Annotated in this window: 24 protein-coding genes; 9 read left to right on the top strand and 15 right to left on the bottom strand. The window is 69.7% G+C overall.

Annotated elements, in window-relative coordinates; genetic code table 11:
* Positions 1 to 37: 37 nt before the first annotated feature.
* Genes OG735_RS21850 through pdhA form a run of 3 tightly spaced genes read right to left on the bottom strand, consistent with a single transcriptional unit; the run spans position 38 to position 3548 of the window.
* Positions 38 to 1408: a dihydrolipoamide acetyltransferase family protein gene (locus tag OG735_RS21850; RefSeq protein WP_327324859.1), complete on the bottom strand. Its 1371-nt coding sequence runs from the start codon at positions 1406 to 1408 to the stop codon at positions 38 to 40.
* A complete protein-coding gene (locus tag OG735_RS21845) occupies positions 1408 to 2412 on the bottom strand; it encodes an alpha-ketoacid dehydrogenase subunit beta (RefSeq protein WP_327324858.1) in 1005 nt (334 codons plus the stop codon). The genes OG735_RS21850 and OG735_RS21845 overlap by 1 nt, the downstream gene beginning before the upstream one ends.
* The gene (gene pdhA / locus OG735_RS21840; protein WP_327324857.1) at positions 2409 to 3548 is read right to left on the bottom strand and encodes a pyruvate dehydrogenase (acetyl-transferring) E1 component subunit alpha; all 1140 of its coding nucleotides are present in this window, start codon (positions 3546 to 3548) and stop codon (positions 2409 to 2411) included. The genes OG735_RS21845 and pdhA overlap by 4 nt, the downstream gene beginning before the upstream one ends.
* A gap of 216 nt (positions 3549 to 3764) precedes the next feature.
* Between pdhA and OG735_RS21835 the strand changes: the two genes are divergently transcribed.
* Positions 3765 to 4292: an Lrp/AsnC family transcriptional regulator gene (locus OG735_RS21835; RefSeq protein ID WP_327328411.1), complete on the top strand. Its 528-nt coding sequence runs from the start codon at positions 3765 to 3767 to the stop codon at positions 4290 to 4292.
* 102 nt (positions 4293 to 4394) lie between these two features.
* Here the strand turns inward: OG735_RS21835 and OG735_RS21830 are convergent, their stop codons facing one another.
* Together OG735_RS21830 and OG735_RS21825 are read right to left on the bottom strand one after the other, a co-directional pair.
* Complete coding sequence (locus OG735_RS21830) at positions 4395 to 4988, bottom strand: TetR/AcrR family transcriptional regulator (RefSeq protein ID WP_327324856.1); 594 nt, start codon at positions 4986 to 4988, stop codon at positions 4395 to 4397.
* On the bottom strand, positions 4985 to 6496 hold the full coding sequence (locus OG735_RS21825) for a 3-hydroxyacyl-CoA dehydrogenase (RefSeq protein WP_327328410.1): 1512 nt from the start codon (positions 6494 to 6496) through the stop codon (positions 4985 to 4987). Before OG735_RS21825 ends, OG735_RS21830 begins: the two co-directional genes overlap by 4 nt.
* Positions 6497 to 6637: 141 nt before the next feature.
* Between OG735_RS21825 and paaN the strand changes: the two genes are divergently transcribed.
* Positions 6638 to 8299, top strand: coding sequence for a phenylacetic acid degradation protein PaaN (gene paaN / locus OG735_RS21820; RefSeq protein ID WP_327324855.1), 1662 nt, complete (start codon positions 6638 to 6640; stop codon positions 8297 to 8299).
* Between the two features lie 92 nt (positions 8300 to 8391).
* On the opposite strand, the gene OG735_RS21815 is transcribed toward paaN, so the two are convergent.
* The 3 genes from OG735_RS21815 to OG735_RS21805 are packed head-to-tail and all read right to left on the bottom strand — an operon-like array spanning position 8392 to position 11146.
* Entirely contained in the window at positions 8392 to 9069 is a 678-nt protein-coding gene (locus OG735_RS21815; protein WP_442812465.1) for a TrmH family RNA methyltransferase, read from the bottom strand.
* On the bottom strand, positions 9066 to 10262 hold the full coding sequence (locus OG735_RS21810; protein WP_327324854.1) for an HTTM domain-containing protein: 1197 nt from the start codon (positions 10260 to 10262) through the stop codon (positions 9066 to 9068). The genes OG735_RS21815 and OG735_RS21810 overlap by 4 nt, the downstream gene beginning before the upstream one ends.
* Entirely contained in the window at positions 10259 to 11146 is an 888-nt protein-coding gene (locus OG735_RS21805) for a DUF5819 family protein (RefSeq protein ID WP_327324853.1), read from the bottom strand. Before OG735_RS21805 ends, OG735_RS21810 begins: the two co-directional genes overlap by 4 nt.
* Positions 11147 to 11259: 113 nt before the next feature.
* Between OG735_RS21805 and paaA the strand changes: the two genes are divergently transcribed.
* From paaA to OG735_RS21775, 6 genes are all read left to right on the top strand, one after another.
* Positions 11260 to 12225 carry a 1,2-phenylacetyl-CoA epoxidase subunit PaaA gene (gene paaA / locus OG735_RS21800; protein WP_327324852.1) on the top strand — a complete coding sequence of 322 codons (966 nt, stop codon included), beginning with the start codon at positions 11260 to 11262 and terminating at the stop codon, positions 12223 to 12225.
* Positions 12222 to 12512, top strand: a complete 291-nt coding sequence (paaB, locus tag OG735_RS21795; protein ID WP_326651202.1) for a 1,2-phenylacetyl-CoA epoxidase subunit PaaB — start codon at positions 12222 to 12224, stop codon at positions 12510 to 12512. The genes paaA and paaB overlap by 4 nt, the downstream gene beginning before the upstream one ends.
* On the top strand, positions 12509 to 13225 hold the full coding sequence (gene paaC / locus OG735_RS21790) for a 1,2-phenylacetyl-CoA epoxidase subunit PaaC (RefSeq protein WP_327324851.1): 717 nt from the start codon (positions 12509 to 12511) through the stop codon (positions 13223 to 13225). Before paaB ends, paaC begins: the two co-directional genes overlap by 4 nt.
* A 5-nt stretch (positions 13226 to 13230) precedes the next feature.
* Positions 13231 to 13764 carry a 1,2-phenylacetyl-CoA epoxidase subunit PaaD gene (gene paaD / locus OG735_RS21785; protein WP_327324850.1) on the top strand — a complete coding sequence of 178 codons (534 nt, stop codon included), beginning with the start codon at positions 13231 to 13233 and terminating at the stop codon, positions 13762 to 13764.
* The gene (locus OG735_RS21780) at positions 13765 to 14820 is read left to right on the top strand and encodes a 2Fe-2S iron-sulfur cluster-binding protein (RefSeq protein ID WP_327324849.1); all 1056 of its coding nucleotides are present in this window, start codon (positions 13765 to 13767) and stop codon (positions 14818 to 14820) included. It begins immediately after the preceding gene.
* Between the two features lie 153 nt (positions 14821 to 14973).
* Entirely contained in the window at positions 14974 to 16131 is a 1158-nt protein-coding gene (locus tag OG735_RS21775; protein ID WP_327328408.1) for an acyl-CoA dehydrogenase family protein, read from the top strand.
* A 28-nt stretch (positions 16132 to 16159) separates the two neighbouring features.
* Here the strand turns inward: OG735_RS21775 and OG735_RS21770 are convergent, their stop codons facing one another.
* From OG735_RS21770 to OG735_RS21755, 4 genes are all read right to left on the bottom strand, one after another.
* Positions 16160 to 16504: a rhodanese-like domain-containing protein gene (locus OG735_RS21770; RefSeq protein ID WP_327324848.1), complete on the bottom strand. Its 345-nt coding sequence runs from the start codon at positions 16502 to 16504 to the stop codon at positions 16160 to 16162.
* Between the two features lie 65 nt (positions 16505 to 16569).
* The gene (locus tag OG735_RS21765) at positions 16570 to 17403 is read right to left on the bottom strand and encodes a hypothetical protein (protein WP_327324847.1); all 834 of its coding nucleotides are present in this window, start codon (positions 17401 to 17403) and stop codon (positions 16570 to 16572) included.
* Between the two features lie 33 nt (positions 17404 to 17436).
* Positions 17437 to 18918, bottom strand: a complete 1482-nt coding sequence (locus OG735_RS21760) for a DUF2252 domain-containing protein (protein ID WP_327324846.1) — start codon at positions 18916 to 18918, stop codon at positions 17437 to 17439.
* A 123-nt stretch (positions 18919 to 19041) separates the two neighbouring features.
* Positions 19042 to 19392: a winged helix-turn-helix transcriptional regulator gene (locus OG735_RS21755; RefSeq protein WP_327328407.1), complete on the bottom strand. Its 351-nt coding sequence runs from the start codon at positions 19390 to 19392 to the stop codon at positions 19042 to 19044.
* 121 nt (positions 19393 to 19513) lie between these two features.
* Here OG735_RS21755 and OG735_RS21750 point away from each other — a divergent pair, with 121 nt between their 5' ends.
* Positions 19514 to 20128 (top strand): FMN-dependent NADH-azoreductase, encoded by a 615-nt coding sequence (locus tag OG735_RS21750; protein ID WP_327324845.1) that lies wholly within the window; start codon positions 19514 to 19516, stop codon positions 20126 to 20128.
* 190 nt (positions 20129 to 20318) lie between these two features.
* Here OG735_RS21750 and OG735_RS21745 read toward each other — a convergent pair whose 3' ends face one another.
* The 3 genes from OG735_RS21745 to OG735_RS21735 form a co-directional block, all read right to left on the bottom strand.
* The gene (locus OG735_RS21745; protein ID WP_327328406.1) at positions 20319 to 20978 is read right to left on the bottom strand and encodes a response regulator transcription factor; all 660 of its coding nucleotides are present in this window, start codon (positions 20976 to 20978) and stop codon (positions 20319 to 20321) included.
* A 55-nt stretch (positions 20979 to 21033) separates the two neighbouring features.
* Positions 21034 to 22728 carry a sensor histidine kinase gene (locus OG735_RS21740; RefSeq protein ID WP_327324844.1) on the bottom strand — a complete coding sequence of 565 codons (1695 nt, stop codon included), beginning with the start codon at positions 22726 to 22728 and terminating at the stop codon, positions 21034 to 21036.
* A gap of 126 nt (positions 22729 to 22854) precedes the next feature.
* The gene (locus OG735_RS21735; RefSeq protein ID WP_442812620.1) at positions 22855 to 24843 is read right to left on the bottom strand and encodes an APC family permease; all 1989 of its coding nucleotides are present in this window, start codon (positions 24841 to 24843) and stop codon (positions 22855 to 22857) included.
* Positions 24844 to 25029: the final 186 nt, after the last annotated feature.

Genomic DNA, 25029 nt, shown 5'->3' with positions numbered 1-25029 from the left:
CTCTTGGTATGTGGACGGGGTGGACCGTCCGGTGGATCTACAGGTTGCGCAGCAGCACCGCCGGATGCTCCACGCAGTCGGCCACATACCGCAGGAAACCGCCTGCCGTGCCGCCGTCGCAGACCCGGTGGTCGAAGGTCAGCGACAGCTGGACGACCTGGCGGACAGCCAGCTCGCCCTGGTGCACCCATGGCTTCGGCACGATCCGGCCGACGCCGAGCATGGCCGCCTCCGGGTGATTGATGATCGGCGTGGAGCCGTCGACGCCGAAGACCCCGTAGTTGTTCAGCGTGAACGTCCCGCCGGTCAGATCCGCCGGAGTCAGCGTCCCGTCCCTGGCAGCATCCGTCAGACGCCCGAACTCCACGGTCAGCGACTCGGCCGAGCGGCTGTGCGCATCCCGTACGACGGGGACGACCAGGCCTCGCTCGGTCTGCGCCGCGAACCCGAGGTGCACCTCGGGCAGGCGCACAATCTCCCTGGCCTCCATGTCCACTGTGGAGTTGAGCTCCGGGTGGCGGGCGAGCGCGGCGGTACAGATCCGGGCGAGCAGCGCCAGAAGCGAGATCTTCGGACCGCCCGCGGCGTTCATCGAGGCTCGCGCGGCCATCAGCTCGGTCGCGTCAGCGTCGACCCAGCAGGTGGCGTCCGGTATCTCGCGCCGGCTGCGGGACAGCTTGTCGGCCACGACCCCGCGGATGCCACGCAGCGGTACACGCTCACCGCGCGTTCCGGTGGCGGCCGCGGTGGCTGCCACGGCAGGCTCCGGCGCGGCAGTCGTCTCGGCGGCCCGCATGGCGTGCTCGACATCGGCACGCAGGATCAGACCGTCCGGCCCCGACCCGGTCAACCGGCGCAGATCGAGACCGTGTTCACGGGCGAGCCTGCGGACGAGCGGCGAGATGACGGGCACGGGCCCGCCCTGCGTCACGTCCCCAACGGACACCGGAGCCTCGACGGGCGCCTCAACAGGCGCCGGAGCCGGGGCGGCCGCCGGAGCTGTGACAGGCGCGGCGGCAGTCGGCACGGCAGGCCGGATACGGCGCCTGCGCGCAGCCGGCGCCCCCGTCCCATAGCCGACCAGCACATTGCCGGACGATTCGCCGGCGGATCCCGAGGAGTCGGACGAGCCCGAAGCTCCCGCGGATCCGTTCGATTCCATCGCACCGACCGCGACTGTCAGCAAGGGCGCCCCGACCGGCAGTTCCGTGCCCTCCTCGCCGAAGCGCGCGGTCACCACACCCCCGTACGGGCACGGCACTTCCACCATCGCCTTGGCCGTCTCGACCTCGACGACCGGCTGGTCGATGGCGACGACATCGCCCACGGCCACCAGCCAGCGGACGATCTCCGCCTCGGTCAGCCCCTCCCCGAGGTCGGGGAGCTTGAATTCGAGCACCTGGGCCATCAGCTCCCCGCCTCCCACTGCAGCCGCGCCACCGCGTCCAGCACTCGGTCCACTCCCGGCAAATGATGCCGTTCGAGCATCGGCGGCGGATACGGAATGTCGAACCCCGCGACCCGCAGCACCGGCGCCTCCAGATGGTGGAAGCAGCGCTCGGTCACCCGCGCGGCGATCTCCCCTCCGGGACCGCCGAAGCCGGTGGACTCGTGGACGACGACCGCCCGGCCCGTGCGCCGCACGGACGCGCAGACAGTCTCGTCGTCGAAGGGCACCAGCGAGCGGAGATCGACGACTTCCAGGTCCCAGCCCTCGGCCGCGGCGGCCTCCGCCGCCTCCATGCAGACCGGCACGGACGGCCCGTACGTGATGAGCGTGGCGCTGCGCCCGGGACGCCGGACGACGGCCCGGCCTATCGGTTCGACCACGGACGGCGCTTCCGGCGACCACTGCGCCTTCGACCAGTACAGCCGCTTCGGCTCCAGGAAGACCACCGGGTCGTCGGAGGCGATCGCGGCCCGCAGCAGCCCGTAAGCGTCGTCGACCGTAGACGGCGCGACGACATGGAGCCCCGGAGTCGCCATGTAGTACGCCTCGGACGAGTCGCTGTGGTGCTCGACGCCGCCGATTCCGCCGCCGTACGGCACGCGCACGGTGATCGGCAGCGGCATCCCGCCCCGGGTGCGGTTCCGCATCCGCGCCACATGGCTGATCAGCTGCTCGAACGCCGGATAGGCGAAGGCGTCGAACTGCATCTCGACGACCGGCCGCAGCCCGTACATCGCCATGCCGACAGCGGTGCCAAGGATGCCCGCCTCCGCGAGCGGAGTGTCGGTACAGCGGTCCTCGCCGAACTCTTTGGCGAGCCCGTCCGTGACCCGGAAGACCCCGCCGAGCGCGCCGACGTCCTCCCCCAGCACATGAACGGCCGGGTCCTCGGCCATCGCGTCGCGCATCGCGCGCTGCAGGGCCTGAGCCATGGAAGCGGGCTTCACCGCGGCCGTGGTCATCGCGCCTCTCCCTCCGCGTCCAGCTCGGCCCGCAGCTGTGCCGACTGCTCCCGCAGCTGGCTCGTCTGCTCGGCGTAGACATGCTCGAAAAGGTCCATCGGGTCGAGTACCGGGTCTGCGTTCATCCGCTCGCGCAGATCCGCGGCCATCGTCTCGGCCGCCTCGGCAGCCGCCCGTATGCCGTCCTCGTCGAGCAGCCCTCGCTCCGTCAACTCCCGCTCCAGCAGCCGGATCGGATCGTGTGCACGCCAGGTCTCGACCTCGCTCTCGCCCCGGTAGCGGGTCGCGTCGTCGGCGTTCGTATGGGCGTCGATGCGGTACGTCACGGCCTCGATCAGCGTCGGACCGCCCCCGCGCCTGGCCCGCGCCACGGCCTCACCGAGCACCTCGTGCACCGCGGCCGCGTCGTTGCCGTCGACGAGCCGGCCGGGCATTCCGTACCCCACGGCCTTGTGGGCCAGCGAAGGGGCCGCGGTCTGCTTGGCCAGCGGGACCGAGATGGCGAAGCCGTTGTTCTGGACGAGGAAGACGACGGGGGCCCGCCATACGGCGGCGAAGTTCAGCGCCTCGTGGAAGTCGCCCTCGCTGGTGCCGCCGTCGCCGACCATGGCGAGCGCGACGACGTCGTCGCCCTTGAGCCGGGCGGCGTGCGCCAGGCCCACGGCGTGCGGCAGCTGCGTGGCGAGGGGCGTGCACAGGGGCGCTATGCGGTGCTCACGCGGGTCGTATCCGGTGTGCCAGTCGCCGCGCAGCAGCGTCAGCGCCTGTACGGGGTCGAGGCCGCGCGCCACGGCCGCGAGGGTGTCGCGGTAGCTGGGGAAGAGCCAGTCCCGCTCCTCCAGCGCCAGCGCAGCCGCCACCTCGCACGCCTCCTGCCCGGTGCTCGACGGGTAGACGGCCAGCCGGCCCTGCTTCGTCAGGGCGGTCGCCTGGACGTTGTACCTGCGGCCGCGCACCAGCTGCGCGTACAGCCGCAGCAGCAGCTCGGGGTCGGCACCGGCTGCGGCGTCTGTGCCGAGCACGCGGTACGGCTCCGGGTCCGGGAGCAGTGGTGCGGGGTCGGTCCGGGGCTTCCACGCCGGAGGCGGGGTGGGCCGGTAGGCGTCAGCGGCACCGGGCAGCTCTTGGACCGTCATGCTGCTCTTTCTCAACGCGAGCACCTCCTCGTGGGAGCGACGACGAAAGCAATGACGAAGTGGCGCGAGTGTGTCGCGCCTCACCTACCGATTGTTCGGTCGTGGACGCATTTTGGCTACAGGCGCCTTCAGCCTGTGGACAAACGGTTCTCCACAGCCTGAGATGGAGACAGGTCGTCCATGCCAGGGAGGCGGGGGGATATGGCAGCTGAACAAATGGCCGAGGGTGGTGACCGCGCGGAGCAGACTCCTCCAGCGCGACCGCTCGACGCCATCGACCGAGACATCCTGCGCATCCTGCAATCGGACGGTCGCGCCTCGATCCGCTCCGTGGCTGAACGGGTCCATGTCTCCCGCGCGAATGCCTACGCCCGTATCAACAGGCTCATCGACGACGGTGTGATCCGCGGCTTCAGCGCGCGCGTCAACCATGAGCGGGCAGGTCAGGGTGCCTCCGCCTACATCACGCTCAAGATCGTGCAGAACTCCTGGCGCACGGTGCGCGAGCAGCTGCAGGCGCTGCCCGGCGCCACCCATATCGCGCTGGTCAGCGGAGACTTCGACGTACTCCTGTTGGTGCACACCCCGGACAACCGCACGCTGCGCGAGCTCGTCCTGACCAGGCTCCAGTCCATCCCGGAAGTGCTGTCCACGCGCACGCTGCTGGTCTTCGAGGAGACGGATCTCGATCCGGGCCCGGGGCAGATCGCGGAGCCGCCTCCGGACGCCGAGCCGCTCCTGTAGGCCCGGCTGGGTATCGGTCGGTTCAGTGGGCCCGGTCGGCTCAATGAGCCTTGACTCCACGGCACAGTCGGCCCAGTCGGCCCCGCGCCGGCTCAGTCGGCTCTAGGAGCCCGTCCGCAGCCCGTCGAAGGCCAGTCGTACGACCGCCTCGGCAACCTGATCGCCGTCGTAGCCGCCACCCGCATGCGGCCGGTACCACTCCACCAGGGAGTTCACCATGCCGAAGAGCAACCGGGTCGCCAGCCGGATGTCCATGTCCGCGCGGAGATCACCGTCCGCCGCGGCAGCCTTGAGCAGATCGGCAACCCGCTGGTCGAACTCGCGGCGCCGCTCCATCGCCCACCGCTCGGTCTTTGTGTTGCCCCGTACGCGCAGCAGCAGCGTCACATAGGGCAGCTCGGCCATCAGCACCTCCACGGTGCGCCGGGTCACATACTCGACCCGCTCGATGGCCCGTCCCCGTACGGCGCCCGGCTCGTCAAGGATGGCGAAGAGCGAGTCGAGCGCCCGGCTGACCGCACGGCGCAGCAGCTCCTCCTTGCCGGCGACATGGTGGTAGATCGAGGACTTGGAGATGCCGGCCGCCTTGGAGAGGTGCTCCATGGACGTGCCGTCGTACCCGCGCTCGTTGAAGATCCGAACGGCGACGGTCAGCAGCGTCTCGGGGGTGTACGTATCGCGCTTGGCGGTGGTCATGAGGCGTCCTCCTGTGAGGTCTCGTAGGACCACTGATGGAGCGCGAGGGACCGGGCGTAGCGTCCGGTCGGCACGCTCTCATGAAGGTTGCCGAGCAGCTCCCACGCCCAGTCACGTCCAAGTCTTTCGTTCCATTCGACCGGCCCCAGGGGGTAGTTGACCCCGAGGCGCATCGCCGTGTCGATGTCCTCCCTGGTCGCGACCCCCTTGGCGACCGCGTCCAGCGCCAGGTCGCCGAGCATCGCGACGGTACGGGCGACGATCATGCCCGGTATGTCACCGATGACGCTGACCTGCTTCCCGAGCGCCTGGAAGAGGCCAGTCGCCTGTTTGAGCGTTTGCTCCTCGACGCTGTCGGCGGCGGACAGGGCGATCCGGGTCGCGGACCGGTAGTCGAGTGCCAGATCGAAGTAGACGACATCGCGGAATTCGGCGGACGTCTGGCCGTCGGCGAGGACCAGCTGGCCTCCGCTGGGCAGGACCAGCCGCGTCCCCTTGTCGTCGTCCTCGTGCCGCACCGTGATGCCCGCTTCCCTGATCATCGCGATCAGCTCCCCGGCCGGCCCCAGATCACCCTCGACCACGACGGACTCGGGGGCGTCCGCCGGCTCCGCGGTGTGCGGCGCGGGCTTTGTCGCCTCTTGGGCGTGCGAGAACCAGCCGTGGCCGGACTTCCGGCCCAGGCGGCGCGACTCGACAAGACGGCACTGCGCGAGGGAAGGGAGGAACTTGGGGCTGTGGAAGAAGGACTCCCAGACGGAACGTGTGACGGCCTCGTTGACGTCCTGGCCGATCAGATCGGTGAGCTCGAAGGGGCCCATTCTGAAGCCGCCGGACTCTCTGAGCACCGCGTCGATGGTGGCCGGATCGGCGCCCTGCTCCTCGTACACCGCGAAGGCTTCCGCGTAGAAGGGGCGGGCGACGCGGTTCACGATGAAACCGGGGGTGTCGGCACAGCGCACCGGAGTCTTGCCCCAGGCCGCCGCCGTCGCCCACGCGCGCGTGGCCGCCTCCTCGTCGGTCGCATGGCCGCTGACGACCTCGACGAGGGGGAGCAGGGGCGCCGGATTGAAGAAGTGCAGTCCGACGAAGCGGCCGGGGCGCTCCAGAGCGCCCGCGACGGCCGTGACGGAGAGCGAGGAGGTGTTGGTGGCGAGCAGACAGTCGTCCGCGACGATCTTCTCCAGCGCCGCGAACAGCTCCTGCTTGACCACGAGCTGCTCGAGGACCGCCTCGACGACGAGCGCCGCATCGGCGAGCTCGGCAAGATCGGCGGCCGGCCGCAGCCGCCCGCGGGCGGCGTCGCGCTCGACGGCGTCCATCCGGCCCTTCTCGACCAGCCGGTCGAGGCGCGCGCCGATGGCTTCCGCGGCCTGGCCCGCCCGCCCGGGAACGGCGTCGTAGAGACGTACGGGATGGCCGGCGACAAGGGCGACCTGGGCAATGCCCTGCCCCATGGTGCCGGTGCCGACGACGGCGACGGTACGGCTCTCGTCGACGGCGTCGATGGGCTCGATGGCGGTCATGGGAGTGATCCTCCCCGATGAGTTGTCCACAGGTTTGACAGGTCCCCTTGTACCGACCGATCGTTCGGTTACTCTAACTCTGTCAATCCTTCCCTGCCCAGCTCGACGAGGAGTTGGTCCTTCATGCAGCTGACCGAGACCCACCGGCCCACGCTCGACCAGGCCCTCGAAGCGATCCGCACCCGCGCGTACTGGTCCCCGCATCCCGAGCACCCCAAGGCGTACGGCGACAGCGCGCCGGCCGACGGGCTAGCGGCCTTCGAGGCCCTTCGCGGCTCCCGCTTCGAGCTGGACCAGCCGGGCACGGACGACTGGACGGGCGGCGAAGTCTCGCCGTACGGACCGGAGTTGGGCATCGAGTATCCGCACCCGGACCTGGATGTACTGCTGCCCGCGATGCGCGCGGGCATGGGCGCCTGGCGCGAGGCCGGCCCCGAGATGCGGGCTCTGGTCTGCGTGGAGATCCTGTCCCGCATCAGCGCCCGCACCCATGAATTCGCGCACGCGGTGATGCACACCAGCGGCCAGGCCTTCATGATGGCCTTCCAGGCGGGCGGCCCGCACGCCCAGGACCGCGGCCTGGAGGCCGTGGCCTACGCCTATGCGGAGCAGACCCGCACGCCGACCGCCGCCGAGTGGTCCAAGCCGCAGGGCAAGCGCGACCCCCTGGAGCTGCGGAAGACCTTCACCACCGCGGGGCGCGGCATCGCCCTGCTGATCGGCTGCAACACCTTCCCGACGTGGAACGGCTACCCGGGGCTGTTCGCCTCCCTGGCCACCGGCAACCCTGTCCTGGTCAAGCCGCACCCCCGCGCGGTGCTGCCGCTCGCGCTCACGGTTCGCGTGGCCCGCGAGGTGCTCTCCGAAGCGGGGTTCGATCCGAACCTGGTCTGCCTGGCCGCCGAGCGTCCGGGCGAGGGGATCGCCAAGACCCTCGCGGTACGCCCCGAGATCAAGATCATCGACTACACGGGGTCGACCGGGTTCGGCGACTGGCTGGAGGCCAACGCCCGCCAGGCGCAGGTCTACACCGAGAAGGCCGGCGTCAACACCGTCGTCATCGACTCCACCGACAACTACAAGGGGATGCTCTCCAACCTGGCCTTCTCGCTGTCGCTGTACAGCGGCCAGATGTGCACCACCCCGCAGAACCTCCTCATCTCGAGAGATGGCATCACGACGGACGTCGGACCCAAGTCGTACGACGAGGTGGTCGCCGATATCGCGGCCTCGGTGGGCGGCCTGCTCGGCGACGACGCCCGCGCGAACGCCCTGCTGGGTGCGCTGGTCAACCCTGATGTGAAGGGGCGCCTGGAGGCGGCCTCCGGACTGGGCGAAGTGGCTCTGCCCTCACGGAAGATCACCAACCCCGACTTCCCGGATGCCGTCGTCCGTACGCCGGTCGTGGTCAAGCTCGACGGCGCCAAGCCAGACGCCGAATCGGTGTATCTGTCGGAGTGCTTCGGCCCGGTCTCGTTCGCGGTCGCCGTGGACTCGACGGCGGACGCGCTGGAGCTGCTGCGGCGCACGGTCCGCGACAAGGGCGCGATGACGGTCGGCGCGTACACCACCTCGACGGAGACGGAGCGCGCGATCGAGGACATCTGCCTGGAGGAGTCGGCTCAGCTCTCGCTGAATCTGACGGGCGGGGTGTACGTCAACCAGACCGCGGCGTTCTCCGACTTCCACGGCTCGGGCGGCAACCCGGCGGCGAACGCGGCACTGTGTGACGGAGCTTTCGTCTCGAACCGATTCCGTGTGGTGGAGGTCCGCCGCCAGGCGTGACGACGGGCGTAACGGCGAGCGTGACGGCAGGACAGGCGGTGACCCGGTAGGACGGGTACGGGTCACCGCCTCGCCTCCGCTCACACATGCCCCTACGGTGACGGGATCTCCGCGTAACGCTGCACCCACGCATGCATGGCGATCGCCGCCGCCGCGCCCGCGTTGATCGAGCGGGTCGAGCCGAACTGCGCGATCGAGCACACCATCGCCGCGTGCCTGCGCGCCTCCTCCGTCAGCCCGGGCCCCTCCTGTCCGAAGAGCAGCACACACCGCCGTGGCAGCTCGGTCCGCTCCAGCGGCACCGACCCCGGCAGATTGTCGATCCCGATGATCGGCAGACCCTTGGCCGCCGCCCAGGCGGTCAGCGACTCAGTGTCCGGGTGGTGCCGCACATGCTGGTACCGGTCGGTGACCATGGCCCCGCGCCGGTTCCAGCGTCGCCGGCCGACGATGTGGATCTCCTTCGCCAGGAAAGCGTTGGCGGTACGCACCACAGAACCGATGTTGAAGTCGTGACCCCAGTTCTCCACGGCCACATGGAAGTCGTGCCGCCGTGTGTCCAGGTCAGCGACGATTGCCTCGCGCGTCCAGTACCGGTACTCGTCGACAACATTGCGCCGGTCGCCCTCGGCCAGTAGCTCGGGGTCATACCGCGCGTCCTGCGGCCACGGCCTCGGGTGCGGCCCGACGCCGACCTCGTCCGGGACGCTCTGCTTGCCCGGGAAGAAGGCAGCCTCGTCGTACTGAATCGGTTCTTCGGTGGTACTCACCCAACGAGCGTACGGGGCTGCTCCTGGCTTCCCTGCCGCTGCCGCGGCGTCACGTCCACCCGAGAGAACAGCCGGTCCCGCCCCCGCACGGCCCGGCCGCCGAGCCAGACCAGGAAGGCGGTCGGCAGGAAGACCGCGTCGGCGGCGATCATCGCGAGCGAGAAGAACGGCAGTCCGAGCAGCACGGCGATCGCGGCGTGCTCCATCATCATGGCCGCCAGCAGGACGTTCTTGACGCGACGGTTGAAGAGCGTGAAGGGGAAGGCGACCTGCACGATGACCGTGCCGTACGTCAGCACCATCACCATCACGCCGCTGGAGGCCAGGAGGTCGGACAGGGCCGGCCACGGCGTGAAGTAGTCGAGCTTGAGCGGGTAGTAGAGCGCGGTGCCGTCCTGCCAGCGCGAGCCCTGGATCTTGTACCAGCCCGCCGTCGCATAGATCAGACAGACCTCGGCCATGATCACGACGAGCGCGGCGTTGTGCGCGAGGTTGGCGAGAACATCCAGCAGGGTTCGCGGCTCGCTGGACGGGGCGTACCGGCTCACCATCCACCAGAGCCCCTGCACCACCCACAGTCCCCAGAGAAGCAGCAGTACCAAGGAGCCGGTCTGGTTCAGGAAGGTGGCGATGACCAGGCCGAATCCCAGGACCACCCAGAGCGCGGGGCCGACCCGGTCGCGGGGCGGCAGGCCGGGGACTGCCGCCGCTGCTGCCCGGGCGGCTCGGCGTGCGTCCAGGGACCAGATCTGTCCGCAGCGCGTCAGGACAAGATAGATCGCCATCAGATGGATGACGTTGTCGCCGCCGTCGCCCATGAAGATGGAACGGTTCTGCAGTGACAGTACGCCGATCATGAAGAGCACCGACATGGTGCGGGTACGCCAGCCGAGCATCAGCAGCACGCTGGACAGCACAGCGACGCCGTACACGATCTCAAACCAGAGGGTGTTGTCCGACCACATGAGCGCGGTGAAGGCTTCATTGCCCGCGATGAGCTGCCGCGACATCTCCCAGCTCCACGGACCGTTGGGCCCGTACATCTCATGGCGGTTGGGCAGCTCGCGCAGGAGGAAGAGCAGCCAGCCGACGGCGAAGCCGATCCGTATGGTCGCGCTCTGGTACGGACCGAGGGCGGTGGAGGTGACACGCTGGACGGTGCGGGCGAGCCGGCCGTCGACGGTTTTGTTCACGTGCCCGCCTCCGTACGACCGTTACGGACTCCCCCGGGGAGATCAGCGGCAGTCACCGTCCACCAGGGCAGGATCCGGTGGGCGGGGCGGGTGTCCATCTTCTCGTCGCTCCACTCCGGGGCCTTGACCGAGCGGGTCGAGGACCTGAGCTGGATCCGCTCGACGGGGCCGCCCAGATCGTGCGCATCCAGTCGCTGCATCACGATGCGGCGGACATAGCTCTCGGAGAGCTGGCCGCGCAGACCGTTGGGGCGGTTCTCGCTGTCGTGCGCATTGACGTAGAAGTCCCAGGCCCGGCGCAGCTCGTTCTGCTGGACATGGCTGGGGAGGAGGTTGCCGCGGATCGCCTCGCCGTCCTCGTCGGTGAGGTCGATCCAGTCACTGCTCCTGCGGCTGCCGTCGGAAACGGTGAACTCGGCTCTGACCTGCACGGCGACGTTCTGCTGGAGTGGATTGGGGGCGAAGAGCTTCCAGTTCTGCTCGAACTCGGGATAGACCCAGCCGTCGACCGCCTCGCCGTACTGCTTGGTCACGGTGTTGGAAGGGGCGACGTGCAGAAACACCATGGCCAGGTGGACGCAGGCGAGGGCACCGATCATCGCGAGCGAGACGGCGGCGGCCACCTGGTAGGGGAGGGAGAGCGCCGCCATGCCACTCGTGGGGGCGGGCTCGGACTCGAACCGGAGCTGGGACTCAAACTGGGGCTGCGGCCCGGGCTCGGACTCGGACTCCGGCTCCGGCTCCGGCTCGGACTCCGGCTCGGGGTCGGACTCCGGCTCGGTCGGGGATTCGGGCTGGTCAGCGGGCTCGGGAGCGCCTCCGGGCGGCGGCCCGGAGCTCAGGCTCCTGGCGCGTTCGACGTCCTCGTCCTCGTAGGAGTCCATCCCGCCCCGATCTCCATCGGTCCACCTCAGTTATCCACAGGGTTGACACCCTACGGGCCGTCGACTCACCATTGAAGCCAATGAACCGAACGATCGGTCGGTAGGGGGCCCGGATGACGGCAGTGACTGCGGATACGTACGAGGCGGTTTTTGACGCCGCCGTGGCCGCCGACGAGCGCATCGAGCCACGCGACTGGATGCCGGACGCGTACCGGGCCACGCTGGTGCGCCAGATGGCGCAGCACGCCCACTCCGAGATCATCGGAATGCAGCCCGAGGCGAACTGGATCACCCGGGCGCCCTCGCTTCGTCGCAAGGCGATCCTGATGGCCAAGGTGCAGGACGAAGCGGGCCACGGGCTGTACCTGTACAGCGCCGCCGAAACGCTGGGCACGAGCCGCGAGGAGCTGCTCGACAAGCTCCACGCCGGCCGCCAGAGATACTCCTCGATCTTCAACTACCCCACGCTGACCTGGTCCGATGTCGGCGCGATCGGGTGGCTGGTGGACGGCGCGGCGATCACCAACCAGGTGCCGCTCTGCCGCTGCTCCTACGGCCCGTACGCCCGCGCCATGGTCCGGATCTGCAAGGAGGAGTCCTTCCACCAGCGGCAGGGGTACGAGCTGCTGCTCACCCTCTCCCGCGGGACGCCCGCGCAGCACGAGATGGCGCAGGACGCGGTGGACCGCTGGTGGTGGCCGTCACTGATGATGTTCGGCCCGCCGGACGACGAGTCGGCGCATTCGACGCAGTCCATGGCGTGGAAGATCAAGCGGCACTCCAACGACGAGCTGCGCCAGCGCTTCGTCGACATCTGCGTCCCGCAGGCCGAAGCCCTGGGCCTCACCCTCCCCGACCCCGATCTGCGGTGGAACGAGGAGCGGGGACACCACGACTTCGGCGCGATCGACTGGGCCGAGTTCCAGGAAGTCCTCAAGGGCAACGGGCCCTGCAACGAACAGCGGATCACCCAGCGCCGCCAGGCGCACGAAGAGGGTGCCTGGGTTCGGGACGCGGCCGCGGCGTATGCCACGAAGCACCAAGCACAGCACGTGAAGCCCGGGGAGGCGACGGCATGAGCAGCTCGACCGACTGGCCGCTGTGGGAGGTCTTTGTCCGCTCACGCAGGGGGCTGTCCCACACCCACGCGGGAAGCCTGCACGCCCCGGACGCGGAGATGGCCCTGCGCAACGCCCGCGATCTCTACACCCGGCGGAACGAAGGCGTCTCGATCTGGGTGGTGCCGTCCACGGAGATCACGGCCTCCTCGCCGGACGAGAAGGACTCCTTCTTCGAGCCGGCCGGCGACAAGCCCTACCGGCACCCGACCTTCTACGAGATCCCGGAAGGGGTGAAGCACCTGTGACCACGACGGTGAATGCCGCGGCACTCGCTCTCGGCGACGACGCGCTGGTGCTCTCGCACCGGCTGGGGGAGTGGGCGGGCCACGCGCCCGTACTGGAGGAGGAGGTCGCCCTCGCCAATATCGCGCTGGACCTGCTGGGCCAGGCGCGGGTGCTGCTCTCCCTCGTCGGGGACGAGGACGAGCTGGCGTATCTGCGCGAGGAGCGGGCCTTCCGCAATCTCCAGCTGGTCGAGCAGCCGAACGGCGACTTCGCACACACCATCGCCCGCCAGCTCTACTTCTCCGTCTACCAGCGCCTGCTGTACGGACGGCTGGCGACCGGGGACAGTGAGTTCGCCGGGCTCGCGGCGAAGGCGGTCAAGGAGGTCGCGTACCACCAGGACCACGCCGAGCACTGGACCGAGCGGCTCGGTGACGGCACCGACGAGAGCCATGAGCGGATGCAGCGGGCGTGCGACGCGCTGTGGCGGTTCACCGGCGAGATGTTCCAGCCGGTCGACGGGCTGGACATCGACTGGCAGTCGTTGCAGGACAGCTGGCTCGAGACCGTCACCGCGGTCCTGGAGCGCGCGACACTGGCCGTGCCCGACGGGCCGCGGTCCGGCGGATGGTCGGCGGGCGCGGGACGGCAGGGTCTGCACACCGAGTCCTTCGGGCTGATGCTTGCCGAGATGCAGCATCTGCATCGCAGCCATCCGGGGGCGTCATGGTGACCGAGGTGACCGCAGCTGAGACCGGGACCGCGACAGGGGCCACAACCGGGACCGATACGCGGCTCGAGGCCGAGCTGCGCAGGCTCGCCGGCTCCGTGCCCGACCCGGAGCTGCCGGTGCTGACACTGGAGGAGCTCGGCGTGCTCCGCGGAGTCCAGATCCTCGGACCCGGCAGGGTAGAGGTCGAGCTGACCCCCACGTACACCGGCTGCCCGGCGATCGAGGCCATGACCTCGGACATCGAGCAGGTGCTGCACAGCCACGGGATACCGGATGTTTCGGTGATCAAGGTCCTCTCCCCGGCCTGGTCCACGGACGACATCAGCGCGGAAGGACGGCGCAAGCTCGCCGAGTTCGGAATAGCCCCACCCCGCTCACACGCGGCGGAGGGACCGGTGCCGCTCACTCTCTCCGTGCGCTGCCCACACTGCGGATCGACCGACACCGAGCTGCTCAGCAGGTTCTCCTCCACCGCCTGCAAGGCACTGCGCCGCTGTGTCGCCTGCCGCGAACCCTTCGACCACTTCAAGGAGTTGTAGATGTTCCATCCGCTCCGGGTCAGCGAGGTCGAACAGCTCACGGACGACTCGGTCGCTGTCACTCTCCAGGTGCCGCCCGAGCTGCGGGAGACCTTCCGCCACACCCCCGGTCAGCATCTCGCTCTGCGCAGGCTCGTGCAGGGCCAGGAGATCCGTCGTACGTACTCCATCTGCGCTCCGGCCGCCCCGGCCGGCAGTGATCCGGTACTGCGCGTGGGCATCCGGCTGGTCGACGGCGGCGAGTTCTCGACGTATGCGCTCAAGGAGCTCGTCGTGGGCGACACCGTCGAGGTGATGCCCCCGATGGGCAGGTTCCTCCTCGCGCCGCGTCCCGGGCACTTCGCCGCGGTCGTCGGCGGCAGCGGCATCACCCCGGTGCTGTCGATGGCGGCGACGCTGCTGGCGCGGGAGCCGGAGGCGCGGTTCTGTCTGATACGAAGCGACCGCACCGCGGCGTCCACGATGTTCCTGGATGAGGTCGCCGATCTGAAGGACCGCTTCCCGGACCGCTTTCAGTTGGTCACTGTGCTTTCCCGGGAGGAACAGCAGTCAGGCCTGCCGTCCGGACGCCTGGACCAGGAGCGGCTGACCGGGCTGCTGCCGGCCCTGCTTCCGGTGGCGGATGTGGACGGCTGGTTCCTGTGCGGCCCGTTCGGCCTGGTCCAGGGCGCCGAACGCGCGCTGCGCGGGCTCGGCGTGGACCGGAGCCGTATCCACGAGGAGATCTTCCATGTCGACGACGGCTCGGCGCCCGCTCCGGCGTCGGTGACCGCCCCGGCCCGCGCCTCACTCACCGCCACCCTCGACGGCCGGTCCGGCAAGTGGCCGGTACAGGAAGGCGAATCGCTGCTGGAGACAGTGCTGCGCAGCCGCTCGGACGCGCCGTACGCGTGCAAGGGCGGGGTCTGCGGCACTTGCCGAGCCTTCCTGGTTTCGGGCGAGGTGCGCATGGACCGCAATTTCGCGCTGGAGCCGGAGGAGACCGACGCGGGCTATGTACTGGCCTGCCAGTCCCATCCGGCCACACCGGAAGTGGAGTTGGACTTCGACCGCTGACGACCACCGACAACCACTGAGCCTCTGACCTCGCTGTCGTTTTCTTCGAGGCCCTGTCCTTTTCCGGGCTGTGTTCTTTTTCAAGAACCTGTTCTATCTTGACGGTCCGTCAGGTAGGGATTCGGGCAGCGCCGGTGCATGGGAGGACAGGCAGTGGACTTCACCTTCACCGAGGAGCAGCAGGCGGCCGTCGAGGCAGCCAAGGCGGTCTTCTCGGGCGTCGCGCCGGACGGAGTGCCGAGCCCCGCGCTCACTCCGGGCGCGGTGGCCGAGGAGTTCGACAGGCCTCTGTGGGCCAAGCTCGCGGACACCGATCTGCTGAGTCTGGTTCTGTCGCCGGAACACGGCGGGGCCGGCCTGGACCCCATAGCGCTCTGCCTGGTGCTGCGGGAGTCCGCGAAGGTGCTGGCACGGGTGCCGTTGCTGGAGACGAGCGCGGTCGCCATGGCCGTAGAGCGTTACGGCAGGGCGGAGTTGAGCGACGAGATACTCCCCCGGATCGGCCGCGGCGAGCTGGTGCTCACCGTCGGCGCCCACGGCCGCACCGGCCATGACCCCGCCGAGCTCGCCGTCACCGCACGCCGGGACAGCGAGCACAGGGACGGCTGGGTCCTCGACGGCGTGCAGACAGGCGTGCCCTGGGCGCAGTCCGCGGACCGGATCGCCGTGCCGGCACACACCGATGAAGGCCATGCCGTGTTCGCCCTGGTCCCCCGGGACCGGGAAGGCCTCGCTCTCGCCGAGCAGATCTCCACCAGCGGCGAGCGCTTCGCCGAGGTCAGCCTGGACTTCGTACGGATCGACAGCAGCGAACTGATCGACGCCGAAGGCGCCTGGGAATGGCTGCGCCAGCTCCTCGCCACCGGGACCTGCGCACTCGCGCTCGGACTCGGCGAGAGCGTGCTCTCCATGACGAGTGCATACACCGGCAAGCGCGAGCAGTTCGGCTTCCCGGTCGCGACGTTCCAGGCCGTCGCCGTCCAGGCAGCCGACCGCTATATAGATCTCCGCTCGATGGAAGCGACCCTCTGGCAGGCGGCCTGGAGATTGGCCCCGTCGCCGCACGGCCCGGGGGTCGGCGGCCCGCTGCCTGTGGCCGGCGATGTCGCGGTGGCGAAGATCTGGGCCTCGGAGGGCGTACGCCGTGTCGTCCAGACCGCACAGCATCTGCACGGCGGCTTCGGCGCGGACACCGACTATCCACTGCACCGCTACCACGCATGGGCCAAGCAGCTCGAGCTCTCACTCGGCCCGGCCGCGGCCCATGAGGAGGCCCTCGGCGACCTGCTGGCCGCCCACCCCCTCGGCTAGCGGCTCACCGACATACGAGCGGGGCACCTCAGAGGACGGAAGCCGGGCCGCCGTTGTCAGTGACCATCGGGCGTCCGGCGCCCTCCCAGGCGAGCATGCCGCCGTCGATGTTCACAGCGTCAATGCCCTGCTGCACCAGATACTGCGTGACCTGCGCGGACCGGCCACCGACGCGGCACATCACATACGCCCGGCGGCCGTCGGCAACCGCCTCGGTCACTTCACCGAAGCGGGCCACGAAGTCGCTCATGGGGACGTGCAGCGCGCCGTCGACGTGCCCGGCCGCCCACTCGTCGTTCTCCCGGACATCCAGCACCAGACCGCCGGACGGTACCGCCGCGACGTCCACCGAGGGCAGCGGGGCGAAATTCATGGGTCATGCCTTCTCTCGTACGTGCGCTGCAGGGTCCTGAGGCTTTCTGGAAAGCCTCAAGCAACCTACTCCACCAGTCCGGACAGTTCCGCCTCACGCTCGGCGACCTGTGCCAGCAGCTGCTCGGCGATCTCCTCCAGCAGCCGGTCCGGGTCGTCCGGCGCCATCCGCAGCATGGCGCCGATCGCGCTCTCTTCCAGCTCCTGGGCGACCGCGGTCAGCAGCTCCTTGCGCTGCGACAGCCACTCGAGCCGCGCGTAGAGCTCCTCACTCTCGCTGAGTTGCTGCTCCGGAGGCACGGGCCCGGCCGCCCACTCCTCGGCCAGCTCCTTCAGCATCGCCGCGTCCCCGAGCGCGTATGCGGCGTTCACCCGCGTGATGAACTCATCACGCCGCGCCCGCTCAGTCTCGTCCTGGGCCAGATCCGGATGCGCCTTGCGCGCCAGCTCGCGGTAGAGCTTGCGTGCCTCCTCGCTCGGCCGCACCCGCTTCGGCGCCCGTACGGGCTGATCGTTCAGCATCGCGGCAGCCTCGGGCGACAGGCCGTCGGAATCCATCCAGTCGTGGAAGAGCTCGTCGACGCCGGGCATGGGCATCACCATGGCCCGCGCCTCCTGCGCCTTGCGCAGATCCTCCGGGTCGCCGGTGGCGGCGGCCCGGGCCTCCGCGATCTGAGCGTCCAGCTCGTCGAGGCGCGCATACATCGGACCGAGCCTCTGGTGATGCAGTCGGGAGAAGTTCTCCACCTCCACCCGGAACGTCTCCAGTGCGATCTCGAACTCGATCAGCGCCTGCTCGGCCGCGCGCACCGCTTTCGCCAGCCGGGCCTCGGGCCGCGTCTGCGCGTCCTGCTCTTCGTCGTTCCGGGTCGTGGGCCCCCCGGGTGCATCCTGGGTCACCCGTCCAGCCTACGGGCGCGGCGGCGCACCCTGTCACACCCCCAGCTCAGCGGCTATCCGACCGTTCTTGACCGCCGCCAGAAGCTCCTCGTGGTCCGCTTCCGTACGGTCGGCGTAGGTCATGGCGAAGCCGGCCACCGCCTCGTCGAGCTCCTCGTTCTTGCCGCAGTACCCGGCGATCAGCCGCGGGTCGGCGCTGTGCGCATGCGCCCTGGCGAGCAGCGCGCCGGTCATCCGCCCGTAGTCGTCGACCTGGTCCGGCGCGAGCGCTGCCGGGTCCACACTGCCCTTGCGGTTCCTGAACTGCCGTACCTGGAACGGCCGTCCTTCCACCGTGGTCCAGCCCAGCAGGATGTCGCTGACCACCTGCATCCGCTTCTGGCCGAGCACCACCCGGCGCCCCTCGTGCTCCACATCCCCGACCGCGAACCCGGCGGCCGGCAGATAGGGCAGCAGTGCCGAGGCCCGCGCCTCCTTCACCTGGAGCACCAGCGCCTCTCCCCGGTGGTCGAGCAGCAGCACCACATACGACCTGGTGCCGACGCTCCCGGTCCCCACCACCCGGAAGGCCACGTCATGAACCGTGTAGCGCGCGAGCAGCGGCTGCCGGTCCTCCGACACGGTGGCCAGGTACTCCGCGAGTGCGGAGGCAACAGCCGCCGCCTCCGCGTCCGGCACCCGCCTCAGCACCGGTGGCGCGTCCACGAAGCGCCGTCCGCCGTCGCCGCACTCCTCCGTCGCCTTGGCGGCGAAGCGCGCACTCGTGTTGTTACGGGCCTTCGCCGAGACCCGCTCCAGGGTGCCGAGCAGATCCCGCGCGTCCGTGTGAGAAACGAGCTCCTCGTCGGCGATGGCGTTCCACGCGTCGAGCGCCGGCAGCTTCGCCAGCAGCCGCATGGTGCGCCGGTACGCGCCCACAGCGTCGAACGCGGCCGCCCGGCAGACGGTTTCGTCCGCACCCGCCACACGCCCTGCCAGCACCAGTGAGACCGCGAGCCGCTTGAGGTCCCACTCCCACGGGCCGACGACGGTCTCGTCGAAGTCGTTCAGATCCATGACGAGGCGGCCGCGCGCGTCGCCGTACAGCCCGAAGTTCGCCGCGTGCGCATCACCGCAGATCTGCGCGCTCACCCCGGTGACCGGCGTGCCCACCAGGTCATGGGCCATCAGCCCGGCCGAGCCGCGCAGAAAGGCGAAGGGCGTGGCGGCCATCCGGCCCACCCGTATCGGTGTGAGCTCCGGTACCCGGCCCCGGCTGGACTCCTCGACGGCCTGGATCGCGCCGGGCCGCTCCACGGCGAGCACCAGCGAGTCGTGCGAGGACCGCGGGATCCGGTCCCGCAGCGCCTTGCCCTTCTCCTTCGGCGACTGCACAGCACTTGGAGCGCCGGCCGTCCCCGCCGCCGTACGCCGCGCAAAGCCGGCCACCGTCGGAATGCGCCCGTTGCCACCATCGGCCACGACACCGCCCGACTCCGGTTGCTGCACCGGCGTCACCGCCTCAGCCTCGCTCATGAAGCGCTGCCTCCCCCGTCGTCGTACGACATCAACTTCAACATCAACTGCCAAAGACCGTACCGCTGCCGGCCGACACCCGTCTCCCCCTGTGGACAACGTGGGGAGCAGCTCCGATCGGGCTCAGCAGCCGCTCTTGCCGGTGTGCCCCAGATGCGTCTCCGCCCACAGCGCCAGCTCCTTGAGCGCGGGCTCCATCGCAGCCCCGGCCTCGGTCAGCCGGTACGCGACCCTCAGCGGCGGCCCTTCGTCGACCTCCCGCACAACCAGCCCCGCCGCCCCCAGCTCGGTCAGCCGGTCCGAGAGCATGCGCTCACTGATGCCCGGAATGGCCCGCCTCAGCTCCGCGAAGTGCACCGCGTGCTGCATCAGCACCGAGACGATCGGCCCGGTCCAGCGCTTGCCGAGCAGCTCGAAGACGCGGGTGATGCCCCCGTCGACCTTCTTGCACGCTTCCTCGCTGTGTTCAGCCATGCCCCGTTCAGCCATACCCCCAGGGTACTGCGCCGACACAAGGGACTTACAAAAAATAAGTGACTATGTTATCCATAGGTACGTACGGAATTTCGGTAACACACATCCCCTGGAGCACCTCATGGCCACGCTGCTGCATCTGGACTCTGCCGTCTTCCCTCAGGGCTCGGCCTCCCGCGATACCACCGCAGCCTTCGTCCAGGCCTGGCAGGAGCAACACCCCGACGGCAAGGTCGTCTACCGCGACCTCGCCGCCGCCCCCGTGCCCCACCTGGACTTCGCCGCCGCCTCAGCGGGCGTCGACGACGCACTGCGCGCCGAACTCGCCGCCGAGCTCAACGCGGCAGACGCCGTTCTGATCGGCGCACCGATGTACAACTTCACGATCCCGTCGACCCTCAAGGCATGGCTGGACCAGGTGATCGTCGTCGGTCACAACGCGGGCGTCCCCGACGGCCCGGTGGCCGGCACCCCGGTGACCATCGTCGCCAGCCGCGGCGGCTCATACGCCCCCGGTACCCCGCGCGAGGACTTCGAGTTCGTCCAGAACTACCTGGAGAAGGTGTTCACCGGCATGCTCGGTGCCGAGGTCGACTTCATCGTCCCCGAGCTGACGCTGGCTCGCTCGAGGCCGGAGATGGCCGAGCTCATTCCGCTCGCCGACGCCTCCCGCACCAAGGCACTGGGCGAGGCCGCCCAGAAGGGCAAGGAGCTGGCCGCGCGCCTCGCCGCCTGATCGCGCAGACGGAGCACGCGCGCCCGCGGGGGATGGACGGATACACCTCCGCGGGCGTTTCGCGTGAAGCAGCGAACGCGCATGTTCCACGTGAAACGTCGTTCACGATCGCCCGATCGGCATCCGGCGATCAGCATCCCCTGATCAGCATCCCCGACTCACCGCCCCGTACCGCTTCGCGAGCCAGCGCTCACAGCCCCGCGTCGCGCGCCAGCAGCGCCGCCTGCACCCGGTTCTCGCACTCCAGCTTCGCCAGGATCCGGCTCACGTACGTCTTCACCGTGGCCTCGCTCATATGCAGCCGCCGACCGGCGTCAGCGTTGGACAGTCCCTCCCCGAGCAGCGCCAGCACCTCCCGCTCACGCCCGCTCAGCCCCGCCACACGGGCCCGCGCCTCCTCACCGCGCGCCGCCGCCCGCCCCGAGGCCAGCTGGTCCACCACATGCCGGGTCGCGCCGGGGGAGAGATAGGCATCGCCCGCAGCCGCCGCCCGTACCGCTCGGATCAGCTCCGCGGGTGCCGTGTCCTTCAGCAGAAACCCCGCACCCCCGCACTCCAGCGCCCGCAGTACGTTCTCCCGCTCACCGAAGGTCGTCAGTACGATCACCCGCGCCGCGGGGAGAGCCCTGCGCAGCTCCCCCAGCGCGGTGAGCCCGTCCATCACCGGCATCTGGATGTCGAGCAGCACCACATCGGCGCTGTGCGAACGGGCCAGATCGATCGCCTCACGGCCGTTCGCCGCCTCCGCCACGACCTCGATCCCGCGGTCCGAGGTGAGGATCATCCGGATCCCGGCCCTGATCAGCGGCTCGTCATCAGCGACGACGACCCGTATCGGCGACCCCGTCACATCCACCCCCACTTCCACCCCGGACCTCGCTGCACCTCGCTGCGCCTCGCCCCGCCTACCGGCTGACCTCGTAGGTCTGCTTCTCGATCAGCTTGCCGCCCTTGAAGCAGAACCGGAACACCGGCTCGGTGTCGAAGTCGTCCCCCACCTCCGAGGACATCAGCACCAGGCACGCAGAGCCCGCCGGCTCCTTCGGACCCGTCCCGGCCAGCCCGGTCGTCACGATCGTGTCCCCGCTCGGCAGCTGGTCGCGGACCTCGTCCTCGTCCGCCCCGATCTGCACTCGCTCGTACTCCTCCGGGTCGATCATCCCCTTGTTTGCCGCCCCCACCAGGAAGAACAGCCCGAAGATACCGGCAACCACCAGCACCAGCAGGGCCGCCAGTGCGATTCCGCACCCCAGCGCCCACCCGCCGCCCCTGCTCCGGTCGCGGCCGGCCATCGCCAGCTCCCGCTCGGAGACACTCCAGTCCATGACCGGAGCACCGTTCCCGAGAGCGGCCTTCGGCGACTGCTGGCGGAAGTCGTCCTCCGCGGCGACGAACGGCGCCGCCTCCACCACCCCGTACGGCAGCACCCCCGCCACCCGGAAACCCCCGCCGTGAGCCGGCCCCGCATGCACCATGCCGCCGACCAGCCGCGCCCGCTCACGCAGCCCGGTCAGCCCCTGCCCGCCGCTGACCACCTCGCCCGGCGCCACACCCCCAGCCGCCCCATTGATGATCTCGACGACGAACGAGTCCGGCTCGTACCGCAGCTCCACACCGATCGGGGCGCCGGGAGCGTGCTTGTACGCATTGGTCAGCGCCTCCTGCGCAATGCGGTACGCCGCGTGGTCGGCCGCCGCGGCGAGCGGCCGCACCTCGCCCGTACGCCGCAGCCCCACCGTGTTCCCCGCCACCCGCGCCGCCTCGACGAGCCCCTCGATCCCGGCCGTCCCGCGCGCGGACCGCCCCGACTCGTCCACCGGCGCGGGCCCTTCGACCCCGTCCCGCAGAATTCCGACGACCTCACGCAGCTCATGCATCGCGGTCACCGATGCGCCCCGCAGCACCCCGACCACCTCCCGCTGCCGCAGCGTCAGCTCGGGGTCCACCTCCAGCGCCCCGGTGTGCACGGATATCAGCGCCAGCTGGTGGCCGAGGCTGTCGTGCATGTCCTGCGCGATCCGCTGCCGCTCACGCAGCCGCGCCTGCCCCGCCACCATCGCGTGCTCACGCAGCAGCTGGGCATTGCGCTCCTGCAGCGCATGCAACAGGGTCCTGCGTTGCGTCCAGTACCGGCTGGCCAGACCCGGTACGACCGTCGTCGCCAGGAAGTACAGGGTGGTGAACAGCACGAGGCTCATCGGTGGCTGCTGCGACCAGGAGTCCAGGAGCACGATGGCGTCAAAGAGGACGTACGCGATGGTGAACGCCGCCAGCGTCCGCCCGGCGCCCACGATCCTGCGACCCGCCGACCACCCCACGACCATCAGCAGCGGGGCGAAGCCGTTCAGCAGCGACGCCAGCGCACTCGTCACCACCAGCACCGACGCGGGCATCCGCCGCCGCAGCAGCGACAGCACCGCGGCCGCCGCTCCCACGGCGAGCAGCCGCAGCCCCTCGCTGCCCAGCAGTTCCTCGGTCCCTGCCGCCATGAGGCCGAGCACCAGCGCGAGCACCGCCTCCCCGGCGGTCCGCCGCCGCGACCACAACTCGGGCGCCGCCAGCCACTGCCAACCGGTCCGGAACTTCGATGACGCGTCCACGCCCGAACCCTAAGCAGCGAACCCCGCCGTCCACGCCCCACTTTCGTCGCACGCGGCAGCGACGAACGTCGCTCAGCCGATGCCTGCCCCATTGCAGGTGCGGACCGGTTACGGGAGACCGCCCGGTTACTGATGTGCGCTGATGTCTTCACTGTTGTGGGGCTTGGTGGGTTCTCCGCGGCGGACCGAGCCGGGAGCACGGGCGGCCGGGTGGTCGGCGTGCGCGGAGGAGGTGAGCTGCCAGGGAACGCTGGTGACCATGACGCCGGGGGTGAAGAGCAGGCGGCTCTTGAGCCACAGTGCGGACTGGTTGTGCAGCAGGGCCTCCCACCAGTGGCCGACGACGTACTCGGGGATGAAGACCGCGACGACGTCCCGCGGGCTGTCGCGCCGGATGGAACGGACGTACTCCATGACCGACCGCGTGATCTCTCGGTACGGGGAGTCGAGGACCTTGAGCGGCACCGGGATTTCGTAGTCCTCCCACTGGCGTTGGAGCGCGTTGGCCTGCTCGCGGTCGACCGCGACGGTAAGTGCTTCCAGGCGGTCCGGCCTGAAGGCGCGGGCGTAGGCCAGCGCTCGCAGGGTGGGCTTGTGGATGGTGGAGACCAGCACGATGGCCAACACGCGGGAGGGCGGCTTCATCTCGCTGCGCGGGTCGGTGACCGCCAGTTCGGCCGCGATGGCATCGTAGTGACGTCGGATGCCCCGCATCATCACGAACAGGACGATCGCGGCGAGCACCGCCAGCCAGGCGCCCTGGGTGAACTTGGTGGCCAGCACGATGACCAGGACCAGGCAGGTGACGACCGCGCCGGTGGCGTTGATGATCCTGGCCACCTGGTGCCGACGGCGCGTGGCGGGGTCGGGCTCGGTGCGCAGTTCACGGTTCCAGTGCCGGACCATGCCGGTCTGGGAGAGCGTGAAGGAGGTGAACACGCCCAGGATGTAGAGGTGGATGAGGCTGGTGACATTCGCCTTGTACGCCCACAGCAGCAGACCGGCCACAATCGCCAGGGCCAGGATTCCGTTGGAGAAGGCGAGCCGGTCGCCGCGGTTGTGCAACTGGCGCGGCAGATAGCGGTGCTGGGCGAGGATCGAGGCGAGCAGCGGGAAGCCGTTGAAGGCGGTGTTCGCGGCGAGGATCAGGACCAGGGCGGTGGCTGCCTGGATGAAGTAGAAGCCGACGCTGTTCTCGCCGCCGAAGACGGAGGCCGCGAGCTGGGCGATGACGGTGCGCTGGGTGTACGAGGAGCAGTCGCCGGTCAGACCGGTGAGCCGGCAGGCATCGTCGGTGATGTGCACCTTGGCGACGATGGCGAGGGTGGTGACGCCGACGAACATGGTGATGGCGATGATGCCCATCGCGGCCAAGGTGGCCGCCGCGTTGTGTGACTTGGGCTTGCGGAACGCCGGCACACCGTTGGAGATTGCCTCCACACCGGTCAGCGCCGTACAGCCGCTGGAGAACGCGCGCAGGACGAGCATCACCAGGGCCAGTCCCGCCAGGTTCGCGTCCCCGGGCTCCGGCTTGATGCCGTACGCGGCGCTCTCGGCCACCGGTGCGTCGCCGAGCAGGTAGCGGAGCAGGCCGGTGCCGACCATGATCAGCACGCCACCGATGAACAGATACGTCGGAGCGGCGAACGCCTGGCCGGATTCGCGCACCCCGCGCAGGTTCATCGCGGTCAGGGCGGCGACGAAGACGAGCGCCATCAGTACCCGATGGTCGACCAGGGCGGGCACGGCCGAGATGATGTTGTCGACCCCGGAGGCGACCGAGACGGCCACGGTCATCACGTAGTCGACCAGCAGCGAGGCAGCGACCACCAGGCCGGCGGAGGGGCCCAGGTTCGTCGAGGCGACTTCGTACGATCCGCCGCCGCTCGGATAGGCGTGCACGACCTGGCGGTAGGAGAGCACCACCACCGTCATCAGCGCGACGACCGCGGCCGCGATCCACGGCGTGAAATGCAGATAGGCCAGCCCGCCAAGGGTGAGCACCAGCAGGATCTCCTGGGTGGCATAAGCCACCGAGGACAGCGGGTCGGAAGCGAAGATCGGCAGGGCGAGGCGCTTGGGCAGCAGCGTCTCGCCCAGCTCCTCACTGCGCATGGCCCGGCCGATGACCAGCCGCTTGAGAATCCCTGTCACGTTGAACACGGCGCGAGCGTAAGCCGCGCCACCTGCTCAACGGCGGGACTCCGATAGGGGGACAGGCATCAAGAACTCGTTAGGATTCCCTACCACTGCGTACATATGGCGCAATTGATCCCACAGCGGCCGCCCGGAGCAGGGAGT

Source organism: Streptomyces sp. NBC_01210, from assembly GCF_036010325.1.
Taxonomy (GTDB): Bacteria; Actinomycetota; Actinomycetes; order Streptomycetales; family Streptomycetaceae; genus Streptomyces.
Note: the sequence above shows the minus strand (reverse complement) of the source record. Positions and strands in the feature narration are given on the sequence as shown.